At 62.1% G+C, this 11,152-nt stretch carries 10 protein-coding genes and 5 tRNA genes; 10 read left to right on the top strand and 5 right to left on the bottom strand.

Annotation, left to right across the window (positions count from 1 at the left end; all coding sequences use genetic code 11):
- Positions 1–52: 52 nt before the first annotated feature.
- The gene (locus tag ACF8EA_RS24465) at positions 53–820 is read right to left on the bottom strand and encodes a class III extradiol ring-cleavage dioxygenase (protein ID WP_103462851.1); all 768 of its coding nucleotides are present in this window, start codon (positions 818–820) and stop codon (positions 53–55) included.
- 101 nt (positions 821–921) lie between these two features.
- On the opposite strand from ACF8EA_RS24465, the gene ACF8EA_RS24460 reads away from it, so the two are divergent.
- A complete protein-coding gene (locus tag ACF8EA_RS24460) occupies positions 922–1,572 on the top strand; it encodes a thiopurine S-methyltransferase (protein ID WP_103462850.1) in 651 nt (216 codons plus the stop codon).
- A gap of 178 nt (positions 1,573–1,750) precedes the next feature.
- Here the strand turns inward: ACF8EA_RS24460 and htpX are convergent, their stop codons facing one another.
- Together htpX and ACF8EA_RS24450 are read right to left on the bottom strand one after the other, a co-directional pair.
- Entirely contained in the window at positions 1,751–2,638 is an 888-nt protein-coding gene (gene htpX / locus ACF8EA_RS24455; RefSeq protein WP_010952899.1) for a protease HtpX, read from the bottom strand.
- Between the two features lie 514 nt (positions 2,639–3,152).
- Positions 3,153–4,364, bottom strand: a complete 1,212-nt coding sequence (locus tag ACF8EA_RS24450; protein WP_003247100.1) for a pyridoxal phosphate-dependent aminotransferase — start codon at positions 4,362–4,364, stop codon at positions 3,153–3,155.
- A 167-nt stretch (positions 4,365–4,531) separates the two neighbouring features.
- Between ACF8EA_RS24450 and msrB the strand changes: the two genes are divergently transcribed.
- Positions 4,532–4,927: a peptide-methionine (R)-S-oxide reductase MsrB gene (msrB, locus tag ACF8EA_RS24445; protein ID WP_016715103.1), complete on the top strand. Its 396-nt coding sequence runs from the start codon at positions 4,532–4,534 to the stop codon at positions 4,925–4,927.
- 13 nt (positions 4,928–4,940) lie between these two features.
- The gene (locus ACF8EA_RS24440; protein ID WP_103443893.1) at positions 4,941–5,429 is read left to right on the top strand and encodes a glutathione peroxidase; all 489 of its coding nucleotides are present in this window, start codon (positions 4,941–4,943) and stop codon (positions 5,427–5,429) included.
- Here ACF8EA_RS24440 and ACF8EA_RS24435 read toward each other — a convergent pair.
- Positions 5,419–7,776: an ATP-binding protein gene (locus tag ACF8EA_RS24435; protein ID WP_392523545.1), complete on the bottom strand. Its 2,358-nt coding sequence runs from the start codon at positions 7,774–7,776 to the stop codon at positions 5,419–5,421. The two genes, ACF8EA_RS24440 and ACF8EA_RS24435, sit on opposite strands and share 11 nt — an antisense overlap.
- Positions 7,777–7,979: 203 nt before the next feature.
- On the opposite strand from ACF8EA_RS24435, the gene ACF8EA_RS24430 reads away from it, so the two are divergent.
- The gene (locus ACF8EA_RS24430; protein ID WP_392523543.1) at positions 7,980–8,867 is read left to right on the top strand and encodes an ATP-binding protein; all 888 of its coding nucleotides are present in this window, start codon (positions 7,980–7,982) and stop codon (positions 8,865–8,867) included.
- A complete protein-coding gene (locus ACF8EA_RS24425; RefSeq protein ID WP_003247105.1) occupies positions 8,868–9,350 on the top strand; it encodes a GAF domain-containing protein in 483 nt (160 codons plus the stop codon).
- Between the two features lie 75 nt (positions 9,351–9,425).
- Here the strand turns inward: ACF8EA_RS24425 and ACF8EA_RS24420 are convergent, their stop codons facing one another.
- A complete protein-coding gene (locus ACF8EA_RS24420) occupies positions 9,426–10,193 on the bottom strand; it encodes a hypothetical protein (protein WP_021784794.1) in 768 nt (255 codons plus the stop codon).
- Between the two features lie 332 nt (positions 10,194–10,525).
- Here ACF8EA_RS24420 and ACF8EA_RS24415 point away from each other — a divergent pair.
- The 5 genes from ACF8EA_RS24415 (at position 10,526) to ACF8EA_RS24395 (ending at position 11,087) form a co-directional block, all read left to right on the top strand.
- Positions 10,526–10,601 (top strand) — tRNA-Glu (locus ACF8EA_RS24415).
- 2 nt (positions 10,602–10,603) lie between these two features.
- A tRNA-Gly gene (locus ACF8EA_RS24410) sits at positions 10,604–10,679 on the top strand.
- A 92-nt stretch (positions 10,680–10,771) separates the two neighbouring features.
- Positions 10,772–10,847, top strand: a tRNA-Glu gene (locus ACF8EA_RS24405).
- 3 nt (positions 10,848–10,850) lie between these two features.
- Positions 10,851–10,926 (top strand) — tRNA-Gly (locus ACF8EA_RS24400).
- Between the two features lie 85 nt (positions 10,927–11,011).
- A tRNA-Gly gene (locus tag ACF8EA_RS24395) sits at positions 11,012–11,087 on the top strand.
- Positions 11,088–11,152 lie beyond the last annotated feature (65 nt).

The following is an 11,152-nucleotide window of genomic DNA, read 5'->3' as shown; positions in this document are numbered from 1 at the left end:
ACCCCACAGATTTCAGTACCTGTAGGAGCGGGCTTGCCCGCGAAGAGGCCCTTCAGTCGAACCGATAGATGTCCATCCCCAGCGCGCCCAGGGTAAACCCCTGATGCACCACGCCGAACTTGCTCCCGGCCCCGAGGGCAAAGAACAGCGGCAGCAAATGCTCATCACTGGGATGGTTGCGCAGCGCAAACGGTGCCTGCTGCCGGTAATCCAGCAACGCCGCCTGGTCATCCTCCTGCAGCCGGTCTACCACCCAATCCCTGAACGCCAGGGCCCATGGCTTAATCACATCCGGCCCTGCATGCCAGTCCAGCTCACCCAGGTTGTGGGTAATGCTGCCCGAACCTATCAGCAGTACATCCTCGGCACGCAACCCCGCCAGTGCCTGGCCCACCTTCAGCTGCAGTGCAGGCCCCATGTGGCTGGGCAGTGAAACCTGCACCACGGGAATGCTCGCATCCGGGTACATCAGCGACAGTGGCACCCAGGCGCCATGGTCGAATGGGCGCTGCATGTCCAGCCGCGCGGGTAGCCCCGCAGCCTTCAACCGCTCACTGACCTGGCCAGCAAGCCCGGGCTCGCCCGGCGCCGGGTACTGCACCGCATACAGGGCTGGTGGGAAGCCGTAGAAGTCGTGCCAGGTTTCGGGCTGTGCGCTGCCGGTGACCAGCAGCTCGCGGCTTTCCCAGTGTGCCGACACCACCACGATCGCTTTCGGCCGGGGTAGCGCGTTGGCCAACCCGGATAGCGCCGGCCCGCTGGCGCCGGGTTGCAGGGCAAGCATGGGGGAACCGTGGGAAATAAACAGGCTGGGCAGCATGACGGGGTCCTGAAGGTTAAGATGCAACCATCTTCGATTAACTACAGATCGAAATCCAAACCAAGTTTTACCGACAAATCATCTAAAAATCGGGAGTGATCATGGAGCCAGCGTTCTGGCAACAACGGTGGGCCGACAATCAGATCGGCTTTCACCAGGCGCAGGTGAACCCCTATCTGCAGACGTACTGGCCCTTGTTGCAGTTGGCACCGGGCAGCCGCGTGCTGGTGCCTCTGTGCGGCAAGAGCCTGGACCTGGCCTGGCTGGCTGGGCAGGGCTATCGCGTATTGGGTGTAGAGCTGTCGCGGCGGGCGGTGGAGGATTTTTTCCGTGAGCACGGGCTTGAGGCCGAAGTGCGGCAGCAGGGCGCATTCGAGGTTTGGCGCAGTGGAGATGTACAGCTGTGGTGTGGCGACTTCTTTGCCTTGCGGGCAGAGGATGTGGCTGGCTGCGTGGGGCTGTATGACCGGGCGGCGGTGATTGCGCTGCCGGTGCAGATGCGTGCGCGGTATATGCAGCTGTTGTCGGGTTTGCTGCCGGCGAATTGCCGTGGGTTGGTGGTGACGTTGGAGTATGACCAGTCGTTGTTGGCCGGGCCGCCGTTTTCGGTAGGGGATGGAGAGCTGAGGCAGGGGTTTGCGGGGTGGCAGGTGGAGCAGTTGGAGGCAGTGGAGGTGATTGAGGAGAGTCCAAAGTTTGTGCAGGCCGGGGCATCGAGTTTGTTGGAGCGGGTGTACCGGCTCAGCCGGTAAGCAGGTAGGGCAGGCTGACCCGGCCCATGTGGGAGCGGGCGTGCCCGCGAAACAGGCGACGCGGTAGATGGCAACGGCTTTGCCGGTGTTCGCGGGCGCGCCCGCTCCCACAGATGGCTGCGTAAGGCCGGAAATAAAAAAGGGCGACCGAAGTCGCCCTTTGTTTTTATCAGGTGAATCAGCCGCGCTGACGCAGGGCCTCGATGCGGTCTTCCAGCGGTGGGTGGCTCATCAGCAACCCGGCCAGCCCGTGCTTGAGGCCGCCATTGATGCCGAAGGCCTTCATGGTGTCGGGCATGTGCACCGGCAGGCCTTGTTCCACCCGCAGGCGTTGCAGGGCGCCGATCATTGCCGCGGTACCGGCCAGTTGCGCACCGGCTTCGTCGGCGCGGAATTCGCGGCGGCGCGAGAACCACATCACGATCATGCTGGCCAGGATGCCAAGGATCAGCTCGGCAACGATGGTCGCCACATAGTAGGCAATGCCTTGGCCCTCTTCGTTCTTGAAGATGACCTTGTCGACAAAGTTGCCGATGATGCGTGCAAAGAACATCACGAAGGTGTTCACCACGCCCTGTACCAGCGCCAGGGTGACCATGTCGCCGTTGGCAACGTGGCCGATTTCGTGGGCCAGTACCGCACGCACTTCATCGGGCGAGAAACGCTCCAGCAGGCCCTGAGACACCGCTACCAGCGCGTCGTTGCGGTTCCAGCCGGTGGCGAAGGCGTTGGCCTCGTACGCCGGAAAGATACCCACTTCGGGCATTTTGATGCCCGCTTCGCGGGACAGCTCTTCGACCGTTTGCAGCAGCCACTGCTCGTGGCGGGTGCGCGGCTGGCTGATGATCTGGGTGCCGGTGGTCATCTTCGCCATCCACTTGGAGATGAACAGCGAGACGAGGGAGCCGGCAAAGCCGAACACGGCGCAGAACACCAGCAGGCTGCTGAGGTTCAGATCGACCCCGTTGGCGGCCATGAACCCGTTGAAACCGAACAGGCTCAGGGTAATGCTTGCAACCAGCACCACCGCGAGGTTGGTGGCTACAAACAACAGAATGCGCATCATGGTTGTTACGTTCTCCTGACGGATGAGTTGTCGCTTACTGCGGGGTATATAAGGGGCCTGCCGCGCCGATTCAATCGGGGGACTATTTCAAACTGTGTACGGCGGAGTATGGCAGAGGATGGCTCGGGGGCTGTGGGATAGAGCGTTGCAGGATGTAAGAAACCTTCGGCTTGGGGGCTGCGTCAAGGGCGCTGGGTGTTTGCCGCAAGTGGGGTGGCGCCTGTGAGATCGAGCGCCGCCCGCGCGGCGCATCGCGAGCTGCGCTCGCTCCTACGTTTGTTTCGGGCCAATCATTCCTGTGGGATTTGCGCGCGAACGCCTTGGTGCATGACGCGATATCGTGTGGTACGGGCCCGGCGGTCGCGCGCGCCTGTCGCAGGCGTAACTGGCCCGAAACAAACGTAGGAGCGAGCGCAGCTCGCGATGCGCCGCGCGGGCGGCGCTCGATCTACGCCCCACCATCAATCTTTCGTCGAACCCCTCGTCGCCCCCCCCCCGGCGCCCCCATCGAACCCTACTGCGAATACCCCTTCAGGAAATTGCCGATCCGGCCAATTGCCGCTTCCAGGTCATCCACCCGCGGCAAGGTCACCACGCGGAAGTGGTCCGGCCACGGCCAGTTGAACGCCGTCCCCTGTACGATCAGCAGTTTCTCCGACAGCAGCAGGTCAAGGGCGAACTTCTCGTCGTTGAGAATCGGGCAAACCTTCGGGTCGATCCGCGGGAACGCATACAGCGCCCCCATCGGCTTCACGCAGCTGACACCGGGGATATCGTTGAGCAGTTCGTAAGTGCGGTTGCGCTGCTCCAGCAGGCGCCCCGGTGGCAGCACCAGGTCGTTGATGCTCTGGTATCCGCCCAGCGCGGTCTGGATGGCATGCTGGGCCGGCACGTTGGCGCACAGGCGCATGTTGGCCAGCATGTCGATGCCTTCGATGTAGCTGTGTGCGTGGTGCTTGGGCCCGGAGATGATCAGCCAGCCAGAGCGGAAGCCCGCCACCCGGTACGACTTGGACAAGCCGTTGAAAGTCAGGCACAGCAGGTCCGGGGCCAGCGAGGCGGTGCTGATGTGCACGGCTTCGTCGTACAGGATCTTGTCGTAGATCTCGTCGGAGAACACCACCAGGTTGTGCTGGCGGGCCAGTTCCAGCATGCCCAGCAGCAGTTCTTTGGAGTAGACGGCGCCGGTCGGGTTGTTCGGGTTGATGATCACCAGCGCCTTGGTGTTCGGGGTGATCTTCGCCTTGATGTCCTCAAGGTCGGGGAACCAGTCGGCCTGCTCGTCGCACAGGTAGTGCACCGGCTTGCCGCCGGCCAGGCTCACGGCGGCTGTCCACAGCGGGTAGTCGGGGGCCGGGATCAGCACTTCGTCGCCGTTGTTGAGCAGCGCCTGCATCGACATGACGATCAGCTCGGACACACCATTGCCCAGGTAGATGTCCTCGATGGTGACGCCTTCGATTTCCTTCTGCTGGCAGTACTGCATCACCGCCTTGCGGGCGCTGAACAGGCCCTTGGAGTCGCTGTAGCCCTGCGCGGTGGGCAGGTTGCGGATCACATCCTGCAGGATTTCATCAGGCGCCTCGAAGCCAAACGGCGCCGGGTTGCCGATGTTCAGCTTGAGGATGCGGTGGCCTTCCTCCTCCAGGCGTTTGGCGTGCTTGAGCACTGGGCCGCGAATGTCGTAGCAGACATTGGCGAGCTTGTTCGATTTGCTGAACTGCATGATGGGATCCCGATTGAGAAAACGCGCTACGCCCCGCCGAAAGGTTTGAAAGGGCAGGAAGCGGGTGCCAGACTGAACGCCTGGCACACGAAGCCAACTAATATACGTGCCCCCCGCGCCCCGGAAAAGACGGTGTGGGGTGAAATTCAGCCTGCCGAGGTTTCTACATGAAAAAGATCGAAAAAACCCTGGACGAATGGCGGTCGATGCTCGACCCCGAGCAGTACCAGGTCTGCCGCCTCAAGGGCACCGAACGGCCATTCAGCGGCAAGTACAACAGCGAGCGCCGCGATGGCATCTACCATTGCATTTGCTGCGGCCTGGCGCTGTTTGATGCGCAGACCAAGTTCGACTCTGGCTGTGGTTGGCCAAGTTTTTACGCGCCGATCGAGGACAGCGCGATGATCGAGATTCGCGACACATCCCACGGCATGATTCGCACCGAAGTCACCTGCGCCCGTTGCGATGCGCACCTGGGGCATGTGTTCCCTGACGGCCCGCCACCGACCGGCCTGCGCTACTGCATCAACTCGGTGTGCATCGACCTGCGCCCGCGCGACTGACCGGAGCCCGACAATGGCTGCATCGATACTGGACATCCCCTGCGTAACCTTGGGTGGCGAGCACAAAAAGCTCGGCGACTTCCCGGGCAAGGTGCTGCTGGTGGTCAATACCGCCAGCCAGTGCGGTTTTACCCCGCAGTACAAGGGGCTGGAGCAACTGTGGCAGGCCTACCGCGACCGTGGCCTGGTGGTACTGGGCTTTCCGTGCAACCAGTTCGGCAAGCAGGAACCTGGCGATGCGCGGGAAATTGCGCAGTTCTGCGAGCGTAATTTCGGCGTGACTTTCCCGCTGTTTCGCAAGGTCGAGGTCAACGGCCCGGGCGCTCACCCTCTGTTCGTTGAGCTCAAGCGGCGCGGCCCGGGCATTCTGGGTAGCCAGAAGATCAAGTGGAACTTCACCAAGTTTCTGGTCGACCCGGCCAGTGGCCAGGTCAAGCGCTATGCCCCCACCACCAAGCCACAGGCCCTGGAGGCGGACATCGAGCGTTTGCTCAGCCGCTGAAGGGCACCCAATGGTCGACCAGGGCCAGTAGCTCTTCGCGGCGGAATGGCTTGGCCAGGTAGTCGTTCATGCCCGCCGCCCGGCAGCGTTCGCGCTCTTCGGGCATGGCGTTGGCGGTGAGGGCGACGATGGGCAACGCGGGCCAGCGGCCGCTTTGGCGGATACGCCGGCTGGCCTCGTAGCCGTCCATCACCGGCATGTTGCAGTCCATCAGCACCAGGTCGAATTCCTCACGCGCCAGCAGCTCAAGGGCCTCCGCGCCCTGGGTGGCCAGTTGCACCTGGCAGCCGAGCTTGGCCAGCATGCCCTTGGCCACCAGCTGGTTCACCGGATTGTCCTCTACCAGCAGGATCCTCGCACGGCCTTGCTCCTGGGTAATGGCCGGGATGGCCAGCGGGTGTTCGGGCTCATGGCCTTGCAAGGTGCGGCGCAGGGTCTGGTACAGGGCGTTGCGTGCCAATGGCCGGGCCAACTGGTGCAGCGGGGCCAAGGCCAGGGACTGCTCGTTGGGCAGGAAGTTGCCGTAGGCAGTCACCAGCAGAATCGGGGTATTCAATGCCGGGCGCAGCTCGAACAGGTGCTCGACATCGTCGGTGATCAACAGGTCGATCACTGCCGCATCCAGCGTGGCGCAACTGTCATGGCGCTGGTAGGTCAGGCCCCAGGCGGGCAGCAAGTGCTGCAACAGTTCATTGAGCCCGCTGGCGGCTGCGCTCAGTGCTGCCACACGGCCATGCAAGGGCGCCGGCGGGATGGCTTCGGTATGCACGGTCAACGGCAACTCGGCGGTAAAACAGCTGCCAAAGCCCGGCTCGGAGCGAATGTGCAGGTGGCCCTGCATGGCCTTGCACAGGTTGCGCGTCAGCGCCAGGCCCAGGCCGGTGCCACCGTACTGGCGGGTGATGCCGGCGCCGGCCTGGGTGAAAGGCTGGAAGATGCGCGCCTGGGCGTCTTCAGGGATGCCGATGCCGGTATCCCGTACCTCCAGACGCACACCACCGACAATGGCCACCAAGCGCACATCGACGCGGCCGAAACGGGTGAACTTCAGCGCGTTGGACAGCAGGTTGCTGACGATCTGCCGCACACGCGTGGGGTCGCCGAGCACGCTGCTGGGGAAGTCGCTGGCGATCAGGCAGGTCAGCTCCACGCTTTGCGCGGTGTTCTGCGACAGCAGGTTGGCAGTGTCTTCCACCATCGAGCCCATGTCGAACGCAATGCGTTCCAGCTCAAGCTGGCCGGCATCGAACTTGGACAAGTCGAGAATATCGTTCAGCAGCTCTACCAGCACCTTGCCCGAGTCATGGGCGATAGCCAGTTGCTGGCGTTGCTCGCTGGGCAGCGGGTTGTCCAGCGCCAGGGCGATCATGCCCAGCATGCCGTTGAGCGGGGTGCGGATTTCGTGGCTCATGTTGGCCAGGAAGGCGGCGCGTGCCTGGGCCATGTCCAGCGCTCGGCTGCGGGCTTGTTCCAGCTCCTGGTTGGACAGGCTCAGGCTGCTGTTGCTGGCCTTGAGCTCGTTGGTGCGCGCCGACACGATGTCTTCCAGCTCGTTCAGGTACTGGGTCAGGCGGTTTTCCGCGGTGCGCCGCTGTTCGATCTCGGTGGCCATGCTGACGAACTGCTGGTTGGCGACCTTCACCAGCACGCCGATTTCGTCATGCTCGTGTCCGTGGGGGCATTCCAGGCGCGTTTGCCGGGGTTTGCGCGGGTCGCGGCCGCTGAGTGCGCCGATCACCGTCACCAGCGGCTTGGTCAGCATCATGTAGAACAGCGCCAGCAAGATGCCGGTGAGCACCAGGCTGCGGGCGAAACCATTGAGCAGGGTGATGCCGGCACGGTCGAGAAAGCGGCTGCCGAAGGCGAAGGTGTCGATGTCCAGATACAGGGTGCCCAGGTATTGCTCTGGCATGTGGGTCAGGTACAGGCGTTCCTTGAACTGCCGCTGCTCGCCGAACAGGAAGTCGCTGAGTGGCCGGTAGCGGTCTTGCAGCTTGGGCCGCTCGACATCGGCCAGTACCGTTTCGTTGTTGTCGATCAGCCGTGCGCGGATGACGGCCGGCGACTGCAGCAGGCCACGGGTCAGCTCCAGCGCCAGTTCCGAGTCGATGTTGTAGGCGATGCGCGAGGCCGGGTTGTGGCTGATTTGCAGCAACGCGTTCACTTCACGGTTGATGGACGCGTCTTCGCTGGCATAATCGATGCCGATCTGGATGAGACTGAGCAATGTTCCCAGGATGAAGCCGACCAGGACTGTCAACCGGGCTTGCTTGTATGACAGGCGATTGGTGAACTTGATATCCATGAGTCCCGAGCCGGTTTCCCGTTCCTTGCGCTGCGCAAGCATAGCCGAATAGCCCCGGCTGCTGGTGGGTCTGTCTGTTCATTTCAGTTGATCGCCAAGCGGGGGCCGCTTGGCGCCCCTTCGCGGGCTTGTCCGCTCCCACAGGTACAGCTTAGCCCCAGGCTGAAGGCAAGCCCCGTGGGAGCGGGCAAGCCCGCGAAGGGGCGCGCAGCGGCCCCAAAAAACTGAAATTGTTAGGAGTCGTCATGGACGCTCGCTTGATCGCTTTTCTGGACCGCGCCGAATCGGTACTGGCGCGCCTTGAACCCCTGTTGCCGGCACAGCGCCCGCACATCGACTGGACCACCACCCTGGCCGCGCGCTGGCAGCGTGATGGCCGCAGCGGCTACCTGCTGCCGCTGGACGTCAGCCTGGACATTCGCCTGACCGACCTGATCGGCGTCGACAAACAGCGCGACCAGCTGGGCCGCAACACCCACCAGTTCATCAACGGCCTGCCAGCCAACCACGCGCTGCTGTGGGGCTCGCGCGGTACCGGCAAGTCGTCGTTGGTGCGTGCCTTGCTGGCCGAGCACGCCAGCGCCGGCTTGCGCCTGATTGAAATCGAGCGCGACCATCTGGCCGACCTGCCGCGCGTGGTCGAGCAACTGCAGAAGCTGCCGCAACGTTTCATCCTGTTCTGCGACGACCTGTCGTTCGAAGCCGGAGAGGGCGACTACCGGGTGCTCAAGAGCGTGCTCGACGGCTCGCTGGAGCAGGCCCCGGAAAACGTGCTGCTGTACGCCACCTCCAACCGCCGCCACCTGGTGCCCGAGAAGGAAAGCGACAACGAGAACTGGAAGCGTGTAGACGGCGAACTGCACCCCAGTGAAGCAGTGGAGGACAAGATTGCCCTGTCTGACCGTTTTGGCCTGTGGCTGTCGTTCTACCCGTTCACCCAGGACCATTTCCTGAACGTTGTGGAGCACTGGATTGGCCAGTTGGCACAACCTGCGGGCCTTGTGTGGCAGCGCACCGAAGAACTCGACATCCTCGCCGTGCGCTGGGCCACCGGCCGCGGCAACCGTAATGGCCGTTGTGCCTATCAGTTCGCCCGCTACTGGGTCGGGCTGCAATTGCTGGAGCAAAAATAAATGATCGACCTCAATGCCAGTGGCGCCGGCCTCGACGGCTACAACCTGCTGGCGGCGCAAGTGCAGGCGCTGTTCGCCGACGAGCGTGACTTCATCGCCAACGCCGCGCAGTTTTCGGCGTTTCTGTATAACCAGGTGGACGACCTGAACTGGGCGGGGTTCTACCTCAACCGCAACGAAGAGCTGGTGCTGGGCCCGTTCCAGGGCCAGGTGGCGTGTGTGCGCATTCCGTTCAGTAAAGGTGTGTGCGGGGCTGCGGCGGCAACGCGGCAGACCCAGCGGGTCGAGGATGTACATGCATTCCCAGGCCACATTGCCTGTGACAGCGCCTCCAACAGTGAGCTGGTGATCCCGTTGGTGAAAGACGGCAGGTTGATTGGCGTGCTGGACCTGGACAGCCCGACGGTCGGGCGGTTCAGCGAAGCGGACCAGGTGGGGCTGGAGCGGTTGGCGGCGATCTTTCTGGCGTTGACTGACTGCTGATCGATGTTGCCTGTGCCGGCCTCTTCGCTTGTAGGAGCGGGTTTACCCGCGAAGAGGTCGGTACAGATTAACCAATCAGTCGTAGATCACCTTCTTCTTCCAGGTCTCTTCCTCATCGGTCTTGAGCCCATCAGTCAATTCGTTGTGCTCGTCCTCCGCCGGTGCCATGCGGTCCATTACCTGGGCATTGGCCCGGGCCAACAGTTTCTCAAGATACGTCAGCTGCTCTTCATACACCTTCGGCTCCGGCTGCTTGCGCAAATACTGCACGCCGCGCTCGAAGGCCAGGCGCGCCTGGCCGGGCTGGCCTTTCTGCAAAGCCTGCTGGCCCAGGTTGTTGAAGAACTCGATATGCAACAACACCAGGATATGGCGGATCTCCTTGACCCAGTGCTTGGCCTCGGTCGTTGGCAAGAAGCCTTCCTGGGCTGCGCGGGTCACCTGATTGTGCAGCGCCTCCAGCAAGAAACGTACGTCCTTGGCCTTGATCTCGGTGTGGATCGGGTTAGGAGGGTTGCAGACCGGGAGCTTGTCGCCCAGGGCAATCAGCCCTTCCAGTTCGGCGATGCGCGCCTTGAATTCGGCATTGTGCTTGTCCACCGCCAGCAGGCGCTGGTTGAGGTTCAGCTCCAGGCGGGTCAGCAGCAATTTGAGAGCCGGGGTCATGAACTGGCCGGGGAACGTCTCGGTAATTTCGCCACAGCGACGCAGGCGGTCGGCGAGCTCGATCTTCGTCCGGGCGCGCTCAAGCTTGCCATTCTCGACCACATTGTTGAGGTAGCCGATCACGATCAGCAACGCGATGCCCGCCACGATGAGCAGGGTGATCAGAAGTGGTGTCACCGTTAATGCCTCATGAATAGGTTTGCATATTGAGTGTAGGAGCGAGCTTGCTCGCGAGAGGCCCTGACAGCCATTCTCTTTTTCTATCGGCAAACTGTGCCATGACTGGATGCTGGCACATTAATGCTGACTTGACGCCAGAAAATCAACGCCAAACCCCGGCAGGCTTGCCAAAACAGCGCTGGGTGTACCCGGAAGTCATTGATTTAAATAAATTTCTACAAAGGGGTTGACGCCTTCCCGAACCATCCATAGAATGCGCGCCACTTGCAGCGTAAAGCACACAGCGAAACGCAGCAGGGAGTGAAAGCAGGCAGTAATGCCAGCAGCGTGTCCCCTTCGTCTAGTGGCCTAGGACACCGCCCTTTCACGGCGGTAACAGGGGTTCGAGTCCCCTAGGGGACGCCAATGCGGGAATAGCTCAGTTGGTAGAGCACGACCTTGCCAAGGTCGGGGTCGCGAGTTCGAGTCTCGTTTCCCGCTCCAGTTTCTCCGGCACTGCTTAACGGCGGGGCAGGAAAAGAAAATCCAGGCTGAATCGTGAGGTTCATGTTCTGGTGCACTGAAAAGTGTAGTGTGTCCCCTTCGTCTAGTGGCCTAGGACACCGCCCTTTCACGGCGGTAACAGGGGTTCGAGTCCCCTAGGGGACGCCAAATGCGGGAATAGCTCAGTTGGTAGAGCACGACCTTGCCAAGGTCGGGGTCGCGAGTTCGAGTCTCGTTTCCCGCTCCAGTTTAAATACTGTGGCGTCTATGCGGTGCAGTGGTGGTGAAGGTCGTCAAGGCACTTCACGCCGAAAGCGGTAAAGTTTCACAATGCGGGAATAGCTCAGTTGGTAGAGCACGACCTTGCCAAGGTCGGGGTCGCGAGTTCGAGTCTCGTTTCCCGCTCCAAACGTAAGATAAAAAAGGGACCTCAGGTCCCTTTTTTTTCGTCTCGATTTCACCCCGATACAACC

Source organism: Pseudomonas sp. YQ_5 (assembly GCF_043103305.1).
Classification (GTDB): domain Bacteria; phylum Pseudomonadota; class Gammaproteobacteria; order Pseudomonadales; family Pseudomonadaceae; genus Aquipseudomonas; species Aquipseudomonas putida_Y.
This window is presented reverse-complemented; position numbering and strand designations above follow the sequence as displayed.